This window comes from Nocardia gipuzkoensis (genome assembly GCF_021183645.1).
GTDB classification, from domain to species: Bacteria; Actinomycetota; Actinomycetes; order Mycobacteriales; family Mycobacteriaceae; genus Nocardia; species Nocardia abscessus.
Genome location: NZ_CP089225.1, coordinates 7,666,535 through 7,686,514, shown reverse-complemented (window position 1 = coordinate 7,686,514; position 19,980 = coordinate 7,666,535). Strand labels below are relative to the sequence as shown.

The 19,980-nt window shown below is 67.7% G+C and carries 18 protein-coding genes and 2 pseudogenes; 9 read left to right on the top strand and 11 right to left on the bottom strand.

The window, feature by feature from the left end; all coding sequences use genetic code 11:
• The first annotated feature begins 74 nt into the window (after positions 1–74).
• The gene (locus tag LTT66_RS34935) at positions 75–1,130 is read left to right on the top strand and encodes an enoyl-CoA hydratase/isomerase family protein (RefSeq protein ID WP_233062739.1); all 1,056 of its coding nucleotides are present in this window, start codon (positions 75–77) and stop codon (positions 1,128–1,130) included.
• 318 nt (positions 1,131–1,448) lie between these two features.
• Here LTT66_RS34935 and LTT66_RS34930 read toward each other — a convergent pair whose 3' ends face one another.
• Positions 1,449–1,871 (bottom strand): VOC family protein, encoded by a 423-nt coding sequence (locus LTT66_RS34930; protein WP_233062738.1) that lies wholly within the window; start codon positions 1,869–1,871, stop codon positions 1,449–1,451.
• Positions 1,872–1,988: 117 nt separating this feature from the next.
• Here LTT66_RS34930 and LTT66_RS34925 point away from each other — a divergent pair, with 117 nt between their 5' ends.
• Positions 1,989–3,008 (top strand): helix-turn-helix transcriptional regulator, encoded by a 1,020-nt coding sequence (locus LTT66_RS34925; RefSeq protein ID WP_233062737.1) that lies wholly within the window; start codon positions 1,989–1,991, stop codon positions 3,006–3,008.
• 255 nt (positions 3,009–3,263) lie between these two features.
• On the opposite strand, the gene LTT66_RS34920 is transcribed toward LTT66_RS34925, so the two are convergent.
• Positions 3,264–4,238: a helix-turn-helix transcriptional regulator gene (locus tag LTT66_RS34920; RefSeq protein ID WP_233062736.1), complete on the bottom strand. Its 975-nt coding sequence runs from the start codon at positions 4,236–4,238 to the stop codon at positions 3,264–3,266.
• A gap of 62 nt (positions 4,239–4,300) precedes the next feature.
• Here LTT66_RS34920 and LTT66_RS34915 point away from each other — a divergent pair, with 62 nt between their 5' ends.
• The gene (locus LTT66_RS34915) at positions 4,301–4,654 is read left to right on the top strand and encodes a YybH family protein (RefSeq protein WP_233062735.1); all 354 of its coding nucleotides are present in this window, start codon (positions 4,301–4,303) and stop codon (positions 4,652–4,654) included.
• 177 nt (positions 4,655–4,831) lie between these two features.
• Here the strand turns inward: LTT66_RS34915 and LTT66_RS34910 are convergent, their stop codons facing one another.
• Both LTT66_RS34910 and LTT66_RS34905 read right to left on the bottom strand, forming a co-directional pair.
• A complete protein-coding gene (locus LTT66_RS34910) occupies positions 4,832–6,343 on the bottom strand; it encodes a lectin-like domain-containing protein (RefSeq protein ID WP_233062734.1) in 1,512 nt (503 codons plus the stop codon).
• Between the two features lie 687 nt (positions 6,344–7,030).
• A complete protein-coding gene (locus LTT66_RS34905) occupies positions 7,031–7,657 on the bottom strand; it encodes a hypothetical protein (protein ID WP_233062733.1) in 627 nt (208 codons plus the stop codon).
• Between the two features lie 362 nt (positions 7,658–8,019).
• On the opposite strand from LTT66_RS34905, the gene LTT66_RS34900 reads away from it, so the two are divergent.
• Complete coding sequence (locus tag LTT66_RS34900) at positions 8,020–8,703, top strand: ANTAR domain-containing protein (RefSeq protein WP_408638885.1); 684 nt, start codon at positions 8,020–8,022, stop codon at positions 8,701–8,703.
• Between the two features lie 21 nt (positions 8,704–8,724).
• Here the strand turns inward: LTT66_RS34900 and LTT66_RS34895 are convergent, their stop codons facing one another.
• Positions 8,725–8,916, bottom strand: coding sequence for a DUF3072 domain-containing protein (locus tag LTT66_RS34895; RefSeq protein ID WP_233062731.1), 192 nt, complete (start codon positions 8,914–8,916; stop codon positions 8,725–8,727).
• Positions 8,917–9,007: 91 nt separating this feature from the next.
• On the bottom strand, positions 9,008–10,294 hold the full coding sequence (locus LTT66_RS34890; RefSeq protein WP_408638884.1) for a uracil-xanthine permease family protein: 1,287 nt from the start codon (positions 10,292–10,294) through the stop codon (positions 9,008–9,010).
• 568 nt (positions 10,295–10,862) lie between these two features.
• Between LTT66_RS34890 and LTT66_RS34885 the strand changes: the two genes are divergently transcribed.
• Together LTT66_RS34885 and LTT66_RS34880 are read left to right on the top strand one after the other, a co-directional pair.
• On the top strand, positions 10,863–11,330 hold the full coding sequence (locus LTT66_RS34885) for a glutamate--cysteine ligase family protein (protein ID WP_233062729.1): 468 nt from the start codon (positions 10,863–10,865) through the stop codon (positions 11,328–11,330).
• A 132-nt stretch (positions 11,331–11,462) separates the two neighbouring features.
• Entirely contained in the window at positions 11,463–11,738 is a 276-nt protein-coding gene (locus tag LTT66_RS34880) for a GlsB/YeaQ/YmgE family stress response membrane protein (RefSeq protein WP_181723656.1), read from the top strand.
• A 453-nt stretch (positions 11,739–12,191) separates the two neighbouring features.
• On the opposite strand, the gene LTT66_RS34875 is transcribed toward LTT66_RS34880, so the two are convergent.
• Positions 12,192–12,629, bottom strand: a complete 438-nt coding sequence (locus tag LTT66_RS34875; protein ID WP_233062728.1) for a DUF6294 family protein — start codon at positions 12,627–12,629, stop codon at positions 12,192–12,194.
• 215 nt (positions 12,630–12,844) lie between these two features.
• Between LTT66_RS34875 and LTT66_RS34870 the strand changes: the two genes are divergently transcribed.
• Positions 12,845–15,841: a tetratricopeptide repeat protein gene (locus tag LTT66_RS34870; protein WP_233062727.1), complete on the top strand. Its 2,997-nt coding sequence runs from the start codon at positions 12,845–12,847 to the stop codon at positions 15,839–15,841.
• A gap of 21 nt (positions 15,842–15,862) precedes the next feature.
• On the opposite strand, the gene LTT66_RS34865 is transcribed toward LTT66_RS34870, so the two are convergent.
• From LTT66_RS34865 to LTT66_RS34850, 4 genes and pseudogenes are all read right to left on the bottom strand, one after another.
• Positions 15,863–16,345, bottom strand: a complete 483-nt coding sequence (locus LTT66_RS34865) for a GlxA family transcriptional regulator (RefSeq protein ID WP_233069502.1) — start codon at positions 16,343–16,345, stop codon at positions 15,863–15,865.
• Between the two features lie 18 nt (positions 16,346–16,363).
• Positions 16,364–16,627: pseudogene (locus LTT66_RS34860) on the bottom strand (DJ-1/PfpI family protein); the annotation flags it as partial.
• Between the two features lie 32 nt (positions 16,628–16,659).
• A pseudogene (locus LTT66_RS34855) lies at positions 16,660–17,859 on the bottom strand (phosphatase PAP2 family protein); the annotation flags it as partial.
• Between the two features lie 412 nt (positions 17,860–18,271).
• Entirely contained in the window at positions 18,272–18,439 is a 168-nt protein-coding gene (locus LTT66_RS34850) for a hypothetical protein (protein WP_233062726.1), read from the bottom strand.
• Between the two features lie 63 nt (positions 18,440–18,502).
• On the opposite strand from LTT66_RS34850, the gene LTT66_RS34845 reads away from it, so the two are divergent.
• Entirely contained in the window at positions 18,503–18,694 is a 192-nt protein-coding gene (locus LTT66_RS34845; protein ID WP_233062725.1) for a hypothetical protein, read from the top strand.
• Between the two features lie 111 nt (positions 18,695–18,805).
• A complete protein-coding gene (locus LTT66_RS34840; RefSeq protein WP_233062724.1) occupies positions 18,806–19,759 on the top strand; it encodes a DNA polymerase domain-containing protein in 954 nt (317 codons plus the stop codon).
• The last annotated feature ends 221 nt before the right edge of the window (positions 19,760–19,980 follow it).

Genomic DNA, 19,980 nt, shown 5'->3' with positions numbered 1-19,980 from the left:
ATACGGCCGGGATCACGACTGTGCGCCGGCGGAGCCCGGCATGCATAGTGCGGACCGCGTGTCACTATTGCGCGGTGAGCCGTGACGCGACCGATCTGGCCCCGGATGCCCTGGAGCTGGAGATCAGCCCGGACGGTACGCCGGAGAACCCGATACTGGTCGTTCCGCTCGACGCGTGGGAGGGTGCGGCGCCTGAGCGGATCGAGCGGGTGGCCGAATCGCTGGCCGGTTCGCTGCGGCTGACGATCGGGGTCTTGCGTGGCCGGGTGACTCCGCGCGTGGCGCCGCTGTTGCACGCGGTCACGCTGACCCTGGCCGAGACCGCCGACTCGCCGACTCCGGTCGTCGACCGTCCCGATCCTGATGCCGCACTGGAACACCTGGTGGACGCGGTGCGGCGGAATCCGCGGGCGAGTGTCGCGCTCGGCCGTCTGTTGCGGCAGACAACGGTGCCGGATACGGCCGCGGGGCTGGCCGCCGAGGCTGCGGTCTACTCGATGCTGCTGGCAGGAAGTGAATTCGAACGGTGGCTCGCCGCGCGAGGTGGGCCGAAGCCGGTGGTCTTTCCCGACCGCCCGCTGGTGCGCTTGGACCGTGAAGGCGACCTGCTGTCGGTGATGCTCGACCATCCGGAGCGGCGCAATGCGCTGAGTTTCCGCTTGCGTGAAGAACTTCTGGAAGCCGTCCGGCTCGCCGAGCTCGATCCGGGCATCGGCAGGGTACTCCTGCGCGGCGCAGGACCGGTGTTCTGCAGCGGTGGCGATCTCGACGAGTTCGGAACCGCCGCCGACGTGGTCGCCGCGTATCTGGTGCGCCTGGAACGCGCGCCGTGGCGGATCATCGACCGGCTGCGCGACCGGGTCTCGGCCCACGTCCAAGGTGCGTGTATCGGCGCGGGCATCGAGATGGCGGCCTTCGCCGGGCGACTGGTCGCGACGCCGGAGACGTTCTTCCGGCTGCCCGAGATCGAGATGGGGTTGGTGCCGGGGGCCGGAGGTACCGTCAGCATCCCGCGCCGCGTGGGGCGCTGGCGCGCGGCATGGATGATGCTGACCGGTGATCGCATCGACACGGCTACCGCGCTGCGGTGGAAGCTCATCGACGCCGTGGAGGACACCTCTGTGCCGTGAACCCGCACCCGAGGTGCGCTCCTGGCCGGTGACGAACGCATCTAGAGAGGCGCTGGTCGGCGAGTCGTGCTCCCGGGCTGTCAACTTCGCCACCGCCGATGTCCGAGGCGTATGCGGCTTTCGCCCAGAAGCGAAAGGCGGCCTTCACCGGCGACTGGAACGTACGTCGCCCCCCGAGGCGTGACAGCGACGTGTCGAAGAGCGCGGTACGTCGCGGCCCTCGGCGGTGAGGCGGATCAGAACTGCCTCGGCCGCAAGCAGTTCCGGCCCCACAAAAGGGCGGGTGCTTCGCGCGGCACCCGCCCGTCCGTGGGTGTTCTAGCCGTTGTACTCGCTGACGACGTCGAGAACCCAGACGACGCCGAAGCGGTCCTTCAGCATCCCGTAGACCGGTGCCCAGCTCGCCGGGCCGATCGGAATCACGATGGCCGCCCCGTCGGAGAGCTTCTCCCAGTAGCCGGCGACTTCCTCGACGGTGTCGCCGCGCACCGAGACGAAGAACGAGTTCTCGCCCTGGTCGTAGGCCATCGTTGCGGGAACGTCATAGGCCATGACGTGGAAGCCGTTGTCGGCGGCGACTTGGCCCCACATCACCTGGTCCGCCTCGGCCGGTTCCTGGACGTTCCCGGCGTCCTTGTAGGTGACAGCGGCGAGGGCGCCACCGAATACGGCTCGATAGAACTCCAGCGCCGCGCGCGCATCGCCCCGGAAGTTCAGGTGGGTCGTGGATTTGACGGACATAGTCGGCGTTTCACCTTTCGACATGCTTGCTGCTGAGTGCCTCCATCCGGGCACGAGACCAACAGTCGCAGGAGTAGCGGTCAGGTTGTGGCCGCTTCTCCGGGCAATATGGAAGTCATGCCGACGACCTCAGCGCGACTGCTGGCGCTGCTCTCACTGCTGCAGGCGCGCCGGGACTGGCCGGGGGCGCTGCTGGCCGAGCGGCTGGACGTCAGCCCGCGCACCGTGCGCCGCGACGTCGACCGGCTGCGCGAGCTCGGCTATCCGATCGTGGCCGTCAAAGGTCCGGACGGGGGATACCGGCTCGACGCGGGCACGCAACTGCCTCCGCTGCTGTTCGACGACGAGCAGGCCGTCGCCCTCGCCGTCGCGCTCCAGGTCGCCGCCGGTACCGGTGCCGGTATCGCCGAAGCCGCGGCGCGTGCGCTCACTACCGTCCGGCAGGTCATGCCCGCACGGCTGCGACGCCGTATCGACACCGTGCAGGTCACCGCCGTCGGACGGCCCGCGACCCGGCCGGAAGCACCGGTCGGCAGCGGTGTGCTGATGACGTTGAGCACCGCCGTCCACGCCCGCGAAGTACTGCGCTTCGACTACATCTCGGCAGCCCGGCCGGTGCGAGACGACCCGCCGCGGCGGGTAGAGCCTCATCACCTGGTCAGCTGGGATGGGCGCTGGTACCTCGTGGCCTGGGATCTCGACCGCGACGACTGGCGTGTCTTCCGCGCCGACAAGATCACCCCGCGCACCCCCACAGGGCCTCGCTTCGAACCGCGTGAGGTTCCTGGAGGTGACGTGGCGGCCTTCGTGACCAGCAGGTTCCGTGGTACCGACGGCGTCGGCGACTGGCCGTGCCGCGGCGAGGTCATCCTCGATCTCCCTGCCGCCATGGTGTCGCCGTATGTTCGCGACGGCGTCGTCGAGGAACTCGGACCGGACCGCTGCCGACTCGTCCTCGGCTCGTGGTCATGGCCGGGCCTGGCCACCGCCATCGGCAGGTTCGACGCCGACATCGAGGTCATCGGACCTCGCGAACTCAGAGCCGCCTTCGCCCGCCTCGCCCGCCGCTACGCCGACGCCGGCGAACCCCCTCGGCCGACGGGTGAGATGCGGGTCGATCGTGCATCCGGCGAATGAGCTGCCTTGGCCTGACCCACCTCCCCTCGAAACGCGAACCCGCGCGGCGCGCACGTGAGGCTGGCTGGGAACGCTCACCGGGTAGTGAACTGGGACCACGGCGGTCGCCGTCGCGGTCCCGGCGGTCGTCTCGGCCGATGTCGGCCGCCGCTTCGCGATCGGCGGCGGCAACCTGGGTCTCGATGTGATCGAGCAGAGCGTATAGCGGCGGCCAGGTTCGCCCCCTTCCCGCACCCGCCGCGGTCCCGCACACTCTCAGGATGGCACTCCGTAGCAGGTGGCGATGGCGGCGGCGCGGTTGCGCAGGGAGGTTCGTAGCCACTGCGGGGCCAGGGCTTCCGCGTCCGTGGCAAGCTGCCACAGCGCCCATTCGGCGTGTCTCGGATCTTGGAATGTCACCTCCAGCCGCAGCCAGCCGTCTGCGTCGGTTTCTTCGGCGCGGACGGCCAGCGCGGTGCCTACCAGTTCGTCTCGCCGTGCCGGGTCCACCCGCACCAGCACGGTGACTTGGTCGCCGCCGGTCCGGAACTGCGTGCTGCGTTCCTGCCAGGCTCGGTCCAGATCGACCCGGTCTGGTCGCTGTGCGGGTTCGGGGAGTTCCTCGGCGGCCAACACCCGGGACAGCCGGTAGGTGCGGTCCGCACCGGACCTCGTGGCCAGCAGGTAGCCCTGGTCGCGCACGGTGACCAAACCGATCGGGTCCACCGTGCGCCACTTCGGCGTCTGGTCCGCGGCCGCGTAGTGGATGCGCAGCTTGTGTCCGGCGAACACCGCGCGCCGGACCTCGGTGACTATGGTGTCGGGCACCTCTTCAGCGACCAGCGGGCGCGAGAAGAGGTCGGTCTCGGGGTCGATGAGCAATCGCTGGGCCGCGCCGGTCGCGGTGGCCCGATAGCTTTCGGGTAGCGCGTCAACCACCTTGCGCATGGCCGAAGCGAGCGCCGAGCCGAGGCCGAATGCCTGCGCGCCCCGCCGTGACCCGGCGACCAGCAGGGCGAGCGCCTCGTCGTGGTTCAGTCCGGTGAGCTCGGTCTGGAAACCGGGCAACAACGCGAAACCGCCGTGCCGGCCGCGTTCGGCGTAGACCGGGACGCCGGCCGCGGACAGCGCCTCGATGTCGCGAAGCACGGTGCGGGTGGATACCTCCAGCTCGCGGGCTAGCGTGGCCGCCGACAGCCGACCGTGCCGGCGCAGCAGCAGCACCAGCGAGACCAACCGGTCGGCGCGCATGCGAAAACTTTACCGGGAATACACGACACAGGATGTCGTGATTCGTTGAGAGGCTGGTCCGCATGACGAACAAGATCACGGCCACCGAGCCGAACGACCTGGGCAGGTACTTCATCGAGCGCGCCAACGCGGGCGACGTCGACGGGCTGGTGGCGTTGTACGAGCCGGACGCCGTGCTGGCGTTTCCGCCGGGCAACCTCGCGACCGGACATGCGGAGATCCGCAAGGTGTACGAGCAGTTCGTCGCGGCCGCGCCGCTGCTCTCGCCGGGTCGGCAGCATCCAGCGCTGGTGAGCGGCGACCTGGCATTGACAGCGTCCACACTGACCACCGGCGAGGTGACCGTCGAGATCGCCCGTCGCCAGCCGGACGGGTCGTGGCTATGGGCTGTGGACCAGCCGGCACTCGTGCCGTAGCGGGGCGGCGGTGGGCGTTGCAGCCGCGCTCGCTCGTGGCGCAGCGCCTGACGCGCCGAGCACGGCCTGCCGGGCACGAACCTCCGCCGGGGCAGCCCATCGCCTCGCACTGGAAGGCCCGCCGGGGTGGTTCTTTCTTCCCCGGCGGGCCTCACGAACCTTCGCGAAGACCGGGGCCTATGGGCGGGTCACCTCGGTGGCGTGCAGGTTGCGCAGCGTGCCGTCACCGGCCTCGTGCTGGGACGGGTAGAGCAGTTGCACGGCCACGGTCAGCGGCGTGCCGGGCTCGATGGTGTGGGTGTCGTCCGGAGTGGCGATGACGACGGATCCGTCGGTGCCGTCCTTGATCACCTTGTACCACTGAGTCTGCTGGGGATTGATGCGGGTTCGTGCCGGTACGTCGAAGCGGATCTCCCACCACACCACCCGCTGCTCGTGGGCGGCCAGAGTGAGTTCGTAGCTGACGACCCATCCCTTCGCGTCCTCGGGCCAGGTTTGCGGCCACTGCCCGATGATCGCGGGAGACACGGTGACGGGGGGCCGATCGACCTCGGTGGTGACCGAGCCGGAATGCCGTTCGGCGGTGTTGGCGCGAGAGGGTGAGGTGATGAGACTGGTGCAGGTGAGCCGGCCCTCGTACTGCGGGTCGATGGTGCCGGCCAGGTTGATGACCGCCTTGCTGCCCTTGGGCAGGTCGATCGGCATGTGCAGGCCGTCGCGGACCGAACCGGTGCCGCAAACGGCTCCGTTCTCGGCTTGGCATGTCAGTTCCAGGTCGGTCAGCTCTGTCGGGACGGTGGCATCCAGCACGGCGTCGGGGGCGTCGTTGGGGCCGAGATTCTGCACGCCGATGGTGTAGGTGATCCGATGTCCGGACTGCGCTGTCTGCGGGCCGCTGATCTCCAGCGGCATTTCCGCGGGCAGGGTCACCTTGAGGTTCCTGATCCGGTGGTAGGCGGTCGCAGCACCGGTTCCGGCCGCGAAGCCGAGCTTGAACGTCTCGGGCACGGGTGGCTGACCGTCGGCGCCGGCGAGATCGAAGTCGTTGATCAGCAGGGTGCCGTTCGGGTTGGTTTTGTCGGCGTGGCGAACGGTGAGCCGACCGCCGATGATGGAGACCTGGATGTGGGCACCGCGCTCCCAATCCGCCCGGAATCCGCCCGGCACCTGAACGCCGGTGAGCCAGCCGAACCCTTCCCGCAGGTTGCCGGCTCCGCGTACCCCCAGGGTGTTGGGCCGTTGCGCACCGCCTCCGTTACCGGCCAGCGGCGTGGCGAAGTTCCCGTAGTTGTCGAAGCCGACGCCGACGAACCCGGCGGTGACTCCCGGCGCGACGATCTGCCCCGACCCCGTTTTCGTGACGGAGTAGCCGAGGGCGGCGCCGATCCCGCCGGGCTGGGTGGTGTGCGCGCCGTCGATCACGTAAACGCTGAAGCCGTCGCCGAGCGTGGCTCCCCCCTCGCAGGAGTAGTCGAAGTCGATGGTGACGCCGAGCCTGGACGAGAACGGCTGATCGAGGAATGCCGTCCCGGACTGGGAATTGGCGTTCGGGGTGAGCTCCAGGCTGCCGCTGTTGAGTCGCGCGCTGCCCAGCAGTTGCCAGTGCGGGTTGGTCACGGTCTCATTGGTGAACGATTCGATGATCGGGAACTGCGCCTGCTGAATGGTGACCGGTGCGTACGTCGTCATAGTCGAATCCTCCTCGGCCGGATGTGCCATGAATGAGCGATTGCGCCATGCAGATTTGACCAGTACCCCGCAATGAAGATAGCGCATTCGTTCCCGCCAGAACTACGGTCCGTGGGCTTCCGCGCAAAGTATGCTGGAATGCAACATGATTGGTTCACCGTGACCGAGTGGCGATATGGACGGCCTTTCCTTCAACCGCGAGCCTTGCCGAAAATGGGCGGTGATCGTACCTGAGACAGTCCAGACCCGGCGCACAGTTTGTCTCGGAACCGCTACATTGATGTGGCCGATCGGCAGACTTGACTTCGCGTCATGGGGTTGTATTGATGGGACGCAATTTCTCGTAATAGATCGGGTGGTCAAAACGCGATTCGAGGCCGAAAGAATGACTGCGTTGGGTCGGTTACTATTTATGCATCTCCGGCCCGAGCCTGCTCTCGTACCGCGCGACACGTTTCTTCGGCGCAGCGAAACCGTTGCGGCCGTGCGGCTTACGGCCGACCACCGAGCGTCCGGAAGCTGATCGGTTGCCCGACCTCGCGAATCGGCCACCTCCGGAGGCGATCATACGATCGCGGTTCCGCTGCGAGGCAGGCGGTAGTCGCGGCTGCACGACTCGATGGCGGTCCCGGCCTACTCGGACGCTGGACGCATACCTGGTAGCCGAGAGCTCCGCAGAAGTGCTGGTCAGCTCGCGGCTCGGTCGGGGAAGTCGAGTACGAGCCCTGCGTCCCAGGCTCGCTCGATGATGTGGGCGATGTCGATATCTCGTACCCCGCTGAACTCGGGACCGGCGAACAGATCATCGATGTAGCGCAGGATGTGTTCGGCCACTACGGATTCGACCCGGCCGAGGCGCCCGGCGACTTGGGATGCGAGGTCGCGGGCGCGCATCCTGACGGTGAGGTCCTCGGCGCGGACATCGTCGGTCCGGATGAACAGTCCGCATGGTTCGCGGGGGATCAACGCGAGTCGGATCAGCACGCGGGCCGCACCGATGTATCGCAGTGTCCGGCCGGGCAGGCGGACGCGCAGGCGCAGCAGGATCGGTACCGCGATCGTCATGTCCCAGTCGCCCGAGTCGGCGCGCACGGCGTGCACGGGTCCGGCTTCGCCGATCGCGGTGGCGTGCACGAGTCCGTTCAAAGCCACTGGCACCGGGCCGATCTCGATCCGCTCGCCCACGATCTGCGCGACAACGTCGGCGGTCCGTTCCGGTGTCGCGGCAGCGCGCAACACTCGGTCGGCGAAGTCCGTGCGTGACAACACCTCTGTCGGCGCGCTGCCGTGTGCCGTCTCGCGATGTCCGGCCATGTCGCTACCTCCGTCGTGAGCGATCGCCCGGAGCCGGGCGGATGCACACCGCATGTAGATGACATCTACCCGGCCTTCGTGATTTCAATCGAGGGCTGCCGCTACCGGCGGCGACCCCCGACGCCGACCACTCGACGAGACGGCTCGGCTACCAGTTGCTGGGGTAGGCGGCGGTCACCGCGCTGGTGTAGCGACCGTGAGTCGCGGTTCGCGACCATCCGTCGGCGACGGCGACCCCGGTTCGCCTCTCTACTCGCGAACCCGCGGGGTGCGGCCAGGCTCGGATCGGCGGAACTTTCCCGGCACGCCCGACGGTCACGGGTCGGGTGATTGTGACCCCCGATGACGCCGCGAAGAGCATGATGGGACAGGTGAGCCATGTCGGTGGGCCGGACGCAGTGTTCGCGCCGGACAGCGCTGGGTCGGAAGCCGATGGTGCCGACCGGGCCGGCAGCTTCCGGTTCTGGTTCGATGATCAGCGCTGGGAGTGGTCCGACGAGGTCGCCGAACTGTACGGCTACCGCCCAGGCCAGGTGCAGCCGACCACCGAGCTGGTGCTGTCGCACAAACACCCCGCCGATCGCGCCGCCGTCGCCGACGCTCTGGCTGTCGCGGTGCGCGACCACGGCGCGTTCTGCAGCCGCCATCGCATCATCGACACCGCAGGCCGCGTCCGTCACGTGCTGGTGGTCGCCGACCATATCTTCGATGCGACCGGCGCGGTGGTGGGCACCTCCGGCTACTTCATCGACTTGACCGCCACCGTCGACCAGCAGCGGCGTGAAGTGCTCGACGAGACGCTGCCGGAAGTGGTCGAGTCCCGGGCGGCGATCGAACAAGCCAAAGGGATGCTGATGCTCGCCTATGGTCTGACCGCCGAGCAAGCCTTCCAGGTGTTGCGGTGGCGCTCGCAGGAAACCAACACCAAACTGCGGGTGCTGGCCACCAAACTGGTCACTGTGGCCGCCGCGGCCGGCGGCGGCCCTGTCCAGCAACGCACCCAGCTGGACCATCTGCTGCTGACCATCCACGAGTATCCCGACTGAGGCCGGCCGGCCAGGGCCGCATCAGGCGCCGCGGCCGGTGCGCTGCTGGAGCTCGTCGATCAGCTGCGACGCCTCCGCCTTGCTCAGCCCGTCCGGCACCTCCTCACCCGCCTCTTGGGCCAGGGTGTGCAGGTAGGACCGCTGCGGACCGGTCATCGGCTCGTGACCGGTGGTCCACTGATCCGGATCCTTCTCCGGGTTCGGCTGCACCATCGCCACTCCTCACGCTCGGCAGAACAGGTGTTCGATTCCTGCCTACCCGGATCGTGGGTCTTCAACCACCGGTGCCGTGTACCAGCGAGGGTCACCGATCCGTCGGTTCCGCCGACTTCGTCACGTCGTGCGCGTGCTGGGGTGCGACCGTCCCGCGCCGTCCTCCGATCAGCCGCATCGCGTGGTAGATCACGAGCGCGGCGAGGGCGCCGAGCGTGATGCCGCCGAAGTCGAGATCGCCCGCCACCCATGTGAAGTCGGCGATGCCGATGACCAGCGGGATGGCCGCGGTGAACTGGTTGATCGGCTGGCCGAAGTTCACGTGGTTGCTCACCCAGATGTGCACGCCGAGAATCCCGACCAGGCCGTAGAGGGCGGTTGTCACACCACCGAGCACCCCGGCCGGGATGGCGGCGATCACCGCTCCCACCTTCGGTGACAGGCTCAGCACGATTGCCGCGGCGCCGGCCACCCAGTAGGCGGCGGTCGAGTACACCTTCGTCGCGGCCATCACGCCGATGTTCTCCGCGTAGGTGGTGGTCGCGGAGCCGCCGCCGCTGCCGGCGAGCGCCGTCGCCAGACCGTCGGCCGCCAGCGCGCGGCCGATTCGCCGGTCGTAGTCGATACCGGTCATCGTGGTGATCGACTTGACGTGCCCGATGTTCTCCACCACGAGCACCAGGACCACCGGCAGGAACATCGGGATCACCGCGAGGTGGAAGCTCGGCGCGTGGAAGTCGGGCAGCCCTACCCAGGACGCGTCCCCGATCGCCGCGGTGTCGACCTCACCGCGCGCGAGCGCGAGCACATAACCGAGCCCGACACTGGCGACGATCGCCAGCCGGCCGAGCAACCCGCGGAAGAGCACCAGACACAGGATCAGCAGGATGAGCACGACCGTCGCCGTGATCGCGTCCTTCTCGAAGTTCGCCTTGGCGGTCGGCGCCAGGTTCAGCCCGATGAGGGCCACGATGGTGCCGGTGACCACCGGCGGCATCAGCGCCTCGATCCAGTGGGTGCCTGCGAAGTGCACCACCACGCCGATGACGATCAGCAGGGCGCCCACCACGACGATCCCGCCGAGGGCCGCACCCCTTCCCTGAGAGGCAGTGGCCGCGAGGACCGGAGCGATGATCGCGAAGCTCGAACCCAGATAGCTCGGCAGCCGGTTGCGCGTGATCACCAGGAACAGCAGGGTGCCGACCCCGGAGAAGAGCAGCGTCGTGGACGGTGGGAACCCGGTGAGCACCGGCACGAGGAAGGTGGCGCCGAACATCGCCACCACATGCTGCACACCGATTCCGATCGTGCGCGGCCAGGTCAATCGCTCGTCGGGGGCGATCACGCCGCCGGTGTCGACCTGGGTCCACCGGAACATCGTTCCTGTTCGCGATTCGGGCGTTGCCATGGGAGCAGTGTGCGGCATCAACGGTCGTTGCGCCGTGTTTGCCCGCCGGGGAGGTTTGCTGATGCACACCGCAGTGAGGGTGACAACGCTCATCGTGCCACCTTCCAGAAAGCTGGTGCCGGTCACCGTCACGCGCGACCGGAGAACCGTCGGCGATCATTCCGCCGCCCGCGCTGCGGCCCGAGTCGCCCACTCCTGCAAGGTATGTGAGGCAGCCGCACCTCACCCGCGGACGCCGTCGGAGCCGTGTCCGGCTGTTTGGGCACGTACGCCGAGGGTACGGCCCGAACACATTCGTTCGCACCGACGGCACGGCAGACAGGTCCCGCCTGAACCCATCGGCGCGCGATCGAATGCCTGCGGGCTCGAAGGTTGTGGTGGAGGAGGACTGGTGTGGACGTGAACGGACCGATGACCGCGAATCGAAGGGCGTGACCATGGACAACCACGTACCGACTGTCGGTGTCGAGGAGGAATTCCTGCTGACCGACCCCGAAACAGGCGCGCCCACACCAGCGGCAGCATTCTGGACAACAAGATGGTGTACTGGGACATTCGTCCGTCGGAGTCGTTTCCCACCGTGAAGATACGGGTCAGCGACGTACCCGCCACCGCGGAGGAGGCGGCGCTGCTCGCCACGTTGATCAGGGCCACCGTCGCCACGGGCCTGCGATCGATCGAGCGTGGCGAAGCCGCTCCGCCCATTCCCGCCGAAGTGCTTCGCGCCGCCTATTGGAACGCCGCGCAATCGGGTCTGGATGGCGACGGGCTCGACCCCTTCGAAGGCCGTGTGGTCCCACACCGCGAATTGCTGGACAAACTCGTCGGTCACATCGAGCCGGCGCTGCGGGACTTCGGTGATCGCCCCTTCGTCGCCCAAGCGATCGCCGCCCTCGACGAGCGCGGGAACGGGGCTCGACGCCAGATCCAGGCGATGCGTGAGCGCCACGAAATCGGCGACGTGGTAACGGAATTGGCGCACGCGACCCTCGAAGGATGCGCCTGAGCTGCCCTCTGCCAGCCGCGGCCATGCGCCTGAGTCGGGCAACGCGATTGACGGCCCGCGTCCGGGGTATGGCGAGAACAGACAGCTCGCTGGATCAGCATGCGGGCAAAACTCGATGAATCGGAGAATATGATGCTCGGTCTCGGAATCCTCGGATGGATCATCATCGGCGGCTTGGCCGGCTGGATCGCCAGCAAGATCATGAAAACCGATGCTCAGCAGGGCATTCTGCTGAACATCGTGGTGGGTATCGTCGGCGGCCTGCTCGGCGGATTCCTGCTCAAGTTGCTGGGCGTCGATGTCGAGGGCGGCGGGCTGTGGTTCAGCTTCTTCACCTGCCTCGGCGGCGCGGTTGTCCTGCTGTTCTTGGTCGGCTTGGTGACCGGCCGTCGCGGCGCACTGCGCTGACACCGCGCTCGGCGGCAGGCGCCCGACGCGCACGGCGATCCATCCCGCGCAGCCGTCACCTCTCGGTGTCGAGCAGCGATGTGCGACTTCGTCGTCTGAAACCGCACCACAATCGAACGGCCCGAACCTTTCGAGGTTCGGGCCGTTCTCTGGTTCGAACTCGCACATGCGTCGACGTCGACGATTTCGGCACCGGCCGCAGTGCAAGCCGCGGGCTGACTTCGCTCCTCTTGTCCTGGCCCACTGAGGTGGACCGATATCGGTCAGTGCTTCGAAGAGGCCAGGTCGAGCTGCCGGTCCGGATGGGACAGGGTGGTGACCACACATACCTCCGAGAATGCGATATGTCCGGGTGTCCAGAGGGGACGACCTGCTGGTAGACGGACTTCGCTGCGGTGAGGTCGCCATCGGTTAGGAGGAACGCGCCGTGGGGGAGCTGCGGTCGCGTACCGGTCAGCAGGCGGACCGCAAGGACATGTGGTCGATGCGGGGAAGGAGAGCGGGGTCGAAGGTGCCGTGGACCCACCAGTCGTACTGCCTGCTGCTGTCGGGGAGGTCGATGACGAACTTGGCGATCTCCCCTTGCTGGTGGGCGATGATGTTGCCGAGGTACTGCCCACCGGCATCGTGGAGCTGGGCCCACATCAGCCAGGCGTCGTGGTCGTCGCTGCTGGTGACCTTGGCCGTGAAATGGGCGTTGCCGTCTACCTTCAGTACCCATCGCGCGCCGCGGAACATCGTGCAGTCACCCTCGCGTATGTCGTGGTCCCAGGTGAAGACCTTGGGCGACGATTGCGCTGATGCGGTGCCGCTGAGCGTCGCGGAGCCGAGCACCGCGACCAGGGAGAGGACGATTCCGCCGAGCGACAGGCGCCTGTGAGTCGGGAACATTGCTTTCTTCCTCCTGAACCAGAGCGTGAAAACGGTCCGGCGACCCTCGAATCGCCCTGCTGCTCATATGGTCCACGCCCGGGACGACGCTGTCACGAGGATCGGCTACTCGTCCGCGCCGATTCCGGATACGTGTCTGCGCCATCGCCACTACTCGAATCCGACTATTTGCCGGCGTAGTTGTGTGTCTCGGGGATCTACCCGATAGTTTCACCATGGCCGACAGGTTGATGCTCGTTATCGGATGCGAATGTGAGCACTTTCCGCGGCTCGGCTTCACGGCGGAACTCGCACAAGCCTTGCACGCGACCCTCGTGACGGCGGGCGGATGGCGACCTGTCGACCGCGGCCCGCTGTTGGATCCGACGATCACCGAGCTCAAAAGCAATGTGAAAGCGGCCTTCCGGCGCGCGGACGAGGCGGGCGCGACATTGCTGATCGCGTTCGTCGGCCATGGCTTCACCGTCAACGAGGAAGACTTCTTCCTGCTCGCCCGCGACTCGGCGCAGCCGCTGGACTCCGATGTCGGCCTGCATCTGGTCAATGTGGTCGCCGAGCAATTGGGTGGGACCCAGTCACTGGACGGGCTGATCGTCCTCGTCGACGCGTGCGAGGCCGGAGCGGGAGCGCTCGGAGCGGGTAGCCGATGGGTCAGAATTCTGGAGAAGGCCGCGGGGCGAATGGAATTGCTCGTCGCCTCCGACCAGGGCAACGCCTACGACGGGTGCTTCACCCGCACGCTGCTGCGAACATTCCAGAGCGGACTGGATCGCAGCGGCACGAACCTGCTGTGTGCCGATCTCACTCCCGAACTCAGTATCGCGTGTGAATGGCAGACGCCACGGCATCTGTCGTTCAACGGCTCCCGAGTTCGCCGCGGCGACCTCGGCCTGTGGCTGGTTCCGAACCGGGCACGGCTGCGCGATGCCGTGATCGGACGCCCGGCGGCAGGTTTGGTCGATCAACTGGTTCACACTGTGTCGGCGACCACCACGGTTCAGGAAACCCTCGTCGCGATGGTCGAGTCGGCAGGGGACCGGCTGCAAGCTTTGGTCGGCCCGGCCGGAGCCGGTAAATCGACGATAATCTCCCTCCTCATCCGTCCGGGCCTGACACCCGCTTTGGGATCGCTCACCGCGGAATACGTCTCCGCGGCCATCTTCCTCGACGTCTCCGGCACCGTCGAGACCATGATCGGCGAGTTGGAGGCGCAACTGGGCGAGCGGTTCGGCGACGAATTCCGTGCGGCACAGCAGTCCGTACGCGCGGAGCTGACCGATTACGATCGCTTCAGCGAGTTCGAGATCCGCGTCGTGCGGCCGCTGTCGCGCCTGCGTACGCCCGGTCGCCGCATCCGCATCCTCATCGACGGACTGGATCAACCGCAGGAGGGTGGCCGCGACGGTCTCATCGCGGCGGTGGTCACCCTGACGACCGATGACCGGCTCCGCCATGTCCGCGTGGTCGTCGCCATCCGGTCCGGCACCAGGGTCGAGGATCGGCCGGAACTCGCACACGCGCGGGTAATCCCGGTACATCCCCCATCGCTGCCGGAAATCTTGCACGAACTGGCCTCATCCGATCGCGATGTCCCCCCTGACCTGGACCGTGCGCTCGGCGCGCAGATCACAGCCATCGGCGGCGGCTGGCTCGTTCCGCGGCTGATCTCCGAGGTCGACTGGGCCTTCGACCGGCCGACCGGAGCGGTAAACCTGCACTCGCTCGTGGTGCGCCGTTTCCGCACCGCTGCCCGCCATCGTGCCCGTGCCGCGTCGACCGGTCGTCTGGTCGCACTGCTCGCGGCGGTCGGACCGGGTCCGGTCGCTCCACTGCGGTTGATCTGCGAGGCCCTGAACAAACTCGGACCGCAGGTGGCGCTGCCCCAACTGCGCGACGTCGTCGTGGATCTCGGCATTCTGGTGGCGCGAGGACATCCGGGTGCGGAGGACGAGCGGGTGGGCTTGGCGCATTCGACGTTCGCCGACCCACTTCTCGAGGCCGCCGCTACCGCGGACCATCCCACTACCCTGCTCGACGCCCATTCGGTTCTCGCGTCCGCGCTGACGGAGCTGACCGGGCCCGACATGGACACCTATGCGCAGTCGGCGGCGCCGCGTCACTTCCTCGGGAGCGGAGCTGCCGCTCGCGCGGTGGAATTCCTCGACCGCGCGGATTCCGGACGCCGAGCGATCGACAACCGAGCCTCATGGGCGACCTGGCTGGTGGCCTTCGAAGAGGCGTTGCCGCCGCACGACGTCCACCGGATAGCCGCGCGCGCCCGGCTCGCACGCTGGACCGGCGACGCGGGTGATCCGCACGCGGCGAGGGCGATGTTCGCCGAGCTGGTCGAGGACTGCACGCGAATATTCGGCCCCGACCACAGCGAAACACTCACCTGGCGAGTGCAACTCGCGAACTGGATCGCATATTGCGGCGACAATCGGCTCGCGATCGCGATGCTCGACGACCTGCTGCCGCTGCAACTGGCGATCTCGGAACCGGAACACCCCGACGTTCTCCGGATACGCGCGGACCTCGCTTTCTATATCGGGCAGAGCGGAGATATCGCCGGAGCGCGTGACCGGTACGCCGAATTCCTCCCCGTGCTCGAGCGTGTCCTCGGCGCCACCCACAACGACGTCCTTCGCGTCCGCGACCAATACGCACGGTGGATCGGTGAATCCGGTGACGCCGCCGCGGCTCTGCGGATCTGCTCGGAATTGGTCCCGGTCTGTATCGAGGTGCTGGGGACCGAACATTCCGACACGCTGTGGGCCATGTCCAACCTCGCGTGGTGGACCGGGATGGCCGGCGAAACCGAGGATGCCGTCCAGTTGCATCGCGAAGTGCTGGATTTGCGCGAAAGGATCTCCGGCACCGAACATCCCGCGACGCTGGTCGCCAAAGGCAATCTGGCCTACTGGTACGGCCGCAGCGGTCGCTTCACCACCGCGCGGGACATGTTCGCCGACCTGCTCGAGACTCGTCTGCGGAGCTACGGCGAAGCGGACTTCGAGACCCTTCTCACCCGGGAGAACCTCGCCGAATGGACCGGCCGTGCCGGCGACGCCGTCGGCGCCCGTCGCTGTTATGCGGAACTGCTCGCCGTGCAGCGACGTGTGTTCGGAGAAGACCATCCGGATACGCGAAAGACCCGCGATCGACTGGAATCGTGGACCGCTGCTCCTGGACACGGTCGGGATGGCAGTTGACCTGCGCGACGCGAAAGATGCTCATCCGGCTCGACGAACGTGCGTTGCGCGAAATCGCGATGGCGACGTCCCGTACTGCTGGAGGAAGGCCAGGCGGAGCGTCTCCGCTGAGCCGAACCCACACCGCCGAGCGATACCCGTCATCGGCAGCGATGTCGTGATGAGCAGATTCGCGGCCGCTTCGACGCGCGCCTTGCGGACGTATCGGCCGGGCGGGTAGCCGATCTGGTCCACGAAAAGCCGGGCGAGGTGGCGCGCCCCGACACCGACGTGCGCCGCCAACGCGGCCGTGGAGAGGTCACCGTCGAGGTGGGCGGTCACGTAAGCGGTGACCCGGCGGACGAGATCGTGCTCCGGCGGCGGACTCGCGGTGAAGACGCTCATCTGTGCTTGGTTGCCGGGCCTTTGCAGGTAGGTCACCAGATAGCGGGATACCGTTCGCGCTACTTCGGCGTCGTGGTCTTCCTCGATGAAGGCGAGTGCCAGATCCAGCGCGCTGGTCACTCCGGCCGCTGTCGTGACGCGTCCGTCGCGGATGAAGATCGGGCGAGGGTCGACCGTGACTTCGGGGTAGCGGGTGGCGAATGAACCGGCGTACTGCCAATGCGTCGTTGCACGTTTGCCGCCCAGGATGCCGGCCGCGGCCAGGATGGTGACGCCGGTGCAGACGGACGCCACCCGCCGGCTCTCCTTGGCCAGACGCCGGACATGACCGACGAGTTGGCGCCCGACGACCGCCCAGAGGTCGAGACGGGTTCGACGACCCACCAGGCGATCGCGGTCCATATCGAAGCCAGCAGGACCGCGCCGATGACGTCGGTGGGGTGGTGCGCACCGGCATAGATTCGCTGCACGCCCACCAGCGCGGGAATCAGAATCGGTGCGGCGGTGAGAACCCGGTACCGGCCTCGCCGGGTGGTGGCCCACAGGAGTGCGGCGGTGCCTCCGTAAAGCGTCAGCGAGGCGGCGACGTGCCCGGAAGGGAAACTGGCGGTGGGTGGAAGCTGGGGATCGAGGTGTGCGACCTGAGGGCGGTCGCGGTCGACGATCGTGGCGATGGTGAGAAACAGCGTGATCTCACCCAGCAGTGCGATGCCGAGGAACAACACCGGTCGCCAGCTGCGGAGCAGGCCCACCGCCAGTGCGGCGACGATCAGGGCGGCCGTGATGACCGCGGTGGTATTGCCGAGGTCGCCGAACACGCCGAGGACGGAGGTGAGCGTCGGGTTCCGGTGCTCGGCGAGCGCTGCCACAATGCTGTGATCCCACCGCAGGACGGGCGTCTCGGTCTCCGGCGCGCGCACCAGCATGCCGATTCCGGCGAGCAGTCCGACCAGCAGCACCCACGCGACGGCGAGTTCGCCGATCCCTCGCCATGGGTGGGGCAGGGTAGGCGGATGCCGAAGCGGGACCGGCCGCAAATCGTCTTCGTCGGACGGCGGTAGGTCACCGGGTAACGGGCCTGCGTTGTCGACTCGGGCGTCGCCACGCCATCGGTGGAACGCGACGGTGGCCAGCACGAGCCAGAGCGAACCGAGAAGCCAGCCCGCGAGGACGTCGGTGAGGTAGTGCACGCCCAGGGCTATCCGGCTCAGCCCGACCGCGATCACGATCAGGACTGCGAACCCGGTCAGCGCGCGGCGTGGGCCCGCTTGCAGGGCGGGTGCGAAAACCAGCAGAACAACGCCGTAGCACACCAGTGAGCTCATCGCGTGACCGCTGGGGAAACTCCACCCGCCTGTGCTGTAGACGGGAGTCTCCACCACCGGGCGTAGCCGTGCGACAAGCTCTTTGACGACCGGGTTGAGGATCAGTCCGCCCGCACCTGTGAGCACCACGTAGACGGCGAGTCGTGGTAGACGACGCAGCAGCAGCCACAGCGCGCCCACGGCGAGCACCAGGAGCAGCGTGCTTGTCCCTCCGAGATCGGTGAGGCCGGTGAGAACGTTCTGCAGCAGCCTGTTCTGCGCCACCACGGAGACCAGGCTGTCCGTGACCGCCTGATCCGCTGTCTGCATCGGTTCCCACCGCGCCCGGACCAGTGCCGTGAGCACACCGAACCCGATACCGACGGCCGCGACGCCCAGCAACGCCGCGGCACTACGGACGGCGAATCGTTCGGCGGCCGCACCCCGATGGACCGGGCCGTCAGGGCGGTCAGCGCCCGTCGCGGCATACCCGTCGTGCCGGTCGACAGACAAGGCAACACCTCCTGTGATCGTGCGACACCCCGCTGTGCGGGGAAGACCCGCGACAAGCCGCCGGAGAACTTCGGGTCTGGATGTCGTTCGTTGTCCCCGGTTTCCCGTTAGGAGCGGCCGCAATCAATCCGGGAAAGTCACGCGCGCCGCACGCGTCGGCGATCAAGCGGCCAGCGCGCGGATCTAGCCATGGAGGCTGTCCGGGTTCGCCGCCGGTTCCGCGAGACGCTTACGCGGCCTGCGGGGCGCTCCCGGGTCCGCCGGGTAGATCCTGCTGCAGGGTCAGGTGCGACGCGCATCGATGTACCGGACCGGGCGAGATGAACGCGGGGTCCAGTCGTTGCGCGAAGCTGAGGTTGTCACGGCGCCAGCAATCGGTGCACACCGGCTTGTCCATGGGGTCCTCCTCAGGTCTCACGGCGCGAGGCCTCGAGGCTTGAATTCCCTTTCGTGTCCGGGATTGAACACCCGCATCCCTCCGCCGCGCCGGAAGCTGCCGGATCGTTACCGCGCGGCGCCGCGGCGGGTTGACCTGGGTGGCGCGGGCGGGCAGGGTGGCCCGGTGCGCCAGGAAGAGGTGCGCCACGGCGTTGCGCTGTCCAACCTTGATCAACCGCTGTTCGACGGTGCCGAGGCGACCAAGCGGTGTTGAGGTCATCGATGGAGAGGTGGAAGCTGATCCAAGCCGCTGGGAAGCGAGTGGGAAACCAGTTCGCCACCTCCGGTAATTGACCGGCGCCCGGTGGTGGGGGAGGGTGGAGCGATGGCGGGAGGCGAGCTGCGTCACGGGGTCGAACTGTCCAATCTCGATCAGCCGTTGTTCGACGAGGCCGAGGCGAGCAAACGGGATCTGGTGGACTATCTGGAGTTCGCCGGGGAACGGTTGCTCGGGGTGCTGCGCGGACGGCCGCTGTCGGTGGTACGGGTGCGGCCGGGGCAGGCGCCGTTCACGCAGAAAAACCTCCCGAAGTACACGCCGGAGTGGGTGGCGCGGACGAAGGTCTGGGCGGAGAGTTCGCGGCGGGAGATCACCTACGCGCTCTGTGACGACCTACGGACGCTGATCTGGTTCGGTAATCAGCGGGCGGTCGAATACCACCCCACCTTGTTCCTCGCGGAATCCGCACCGCAACCCACGCATCTGGTGCTCGATCTCGATCCCTCACCGGGGCAGGTCTTCGCCGACGCCGTGGCAGGTGCCCGGCTGATCCGGGAAGCGCTGACCGCGGACGGGCTGTCCGGAGCGGTGAAGACGAGCGGTTCCAGGGGATTGCATGTGTTCGTGCCGGTGGTCCCGGGAATCGACGTCGAGGATGCGGCCGCGGCGACGCGGGCTGTGGCGGCGCGAGCCGAGCGGATCGATCCGTCGGTCGGCACGACAGCGTTCATCCGGGAAGACCGCCACGGCAAGGTCTTTCTGGACGCCACCCGTGCGGGTGGTGCCACCGTGGCCGCGGCCTACAGTCCGCGTATCCGTCCGGGTGTCACCGTGTCGTTCCCGCTGCGCTGGTCGGACCTCGACGTGGTGACGCCGACTGATTTCACTGTGCGGACCGTGCCGGGCCTGCTCGGCGACGACGATCCGTGGCAGTCGGAGATGCCTGCCCCGCAGCATCTTCCTCCGGATTTGGTCGAGGAGGGGCACACGATTCCAGTGGCCCGGGTTCAGGCCATGCACGAGGGCAAACGACGTGCCAGGGCGCGGCGGAGCGAATGATCGGTGCAGGATGGAGCGCTCCGTCTATGCCGCGGGTGCAGGCTTTTCAGGCTGCCGTCGTCGGCGCCCCTGGACCGCTCCGCTGATGGGTCCGGCGATCGGTTCGCGGATCGATCCCGCCGGGGGCAAGGCCGCGATCAGTGGCGAAACGGACTGCGGGCACGCTTGTCTGGAGAACCGAAGGGCGCGATAGGCCCCCGCCCGCCCGGGTGCCTGCTGAA

Coding starts and splice junctions, on each gene's coding strand:
- LTT66_RS34930 (WP_233062738.1), bottom strand. CDS start 1,871: ATGTCCGTCAAATCCACGACCCACCTGAACTTCCGGGGCGATGCGCGC.
- LTT66_RS34925 (WP_233062737.1), top strand. CDS start 1,989: ATGCCGACGACCTCAGCGCGACTGCTGGCGCTGCTCTCACTGCTGCAG.
- LTT66_RS34920 (WP_233062736.1), bottom strand. CDS start 4,238: ATGCGCGCCGACCGGTTGGTCTCGCTGGTGCTGCTGCTGCGCCGGCAC.
- LTT66_RS34915 (WP_233062735.1), top strand. CDS start 4,301: ATGACGAACAAGATCACGGCCACCGAGCCGAACGACCTGGGCAGGTAC.
- LTT66_RS34910 (WP_233062734.1), bottom strand. CDS start 6,343: ATGACGACGTACGCACCGGTCACCATTCAGCAGGCGCAGTTCCCGATC.
- LTT66_RS34905 (WP_233062733.1), bottom strand. CDS start 7,657: ATGGCCGGACATCGCGAGACGGCACACGGCAGCGCGCCGACAGAGGTG.
- LTT66_RS34900 (WP_408638885.1), top strand. CDS start 8,020: ATGGGACAGGTGAGCCATGTCGGTGGGCCGGACGCAGTGTTCGCGCCG.
- LTT66_RS34895 (WP_233062731.1), bottom strand. CDS start 8,916: ATGGTGCAGCCGAACCCGGAGAAGGATCCGGATCAGTGGACCACCGGT.
- LTT66_RS34890 (WP_408638884.1), bottom strand. CDS start 10,294: ATGTTCCGGTGGACCCAGGTCGACACCGGCGGCGTGATCGCCCCCGAC.
- LTT66_RS34885 (WP_233062729.1), top strand. CDS start 10,863: ATGGTGTACTGGGACATTCGTCCGTCGGAGTCGTTTCCCACCGTGAAG.
- LTT66_RS34880 (WP_181723656.1), top strand. CDS start 11,463: ATGCTCGGTCTCGGAATCCTCGGATGGATCATCATCGGCGGCTTGGCC.
- LTT66_RS34875 (WP_233062728.1), bottom strand. CDS start 12,629: ATGTTCCCGACTCACAGGCGCCTGTCGCTCGGCGGAATCGTCCTCTCC.
- LTT66_RS34870 (WP_233062727.1), top strand. CDS start 12,845: ATGGCCGACAGGTTGATGCTCGTTATCGGATGCGAATGTGAGCACTTT.
- LTT66_RS34850 (WP_233062726.1), bottom strand. CDS start 18,439: ATGGACAAGCCGGTGTGCACCGATTGCTGGCGCCGTGACAACCTCAGC.
- LTT66_RS34840 (WP_233062724.1), top strand. CDS start 18,806: ATGGCGGGAGGCGAGCTGCGTCACGGGGTCGAACTGTCCAATCTCGAT.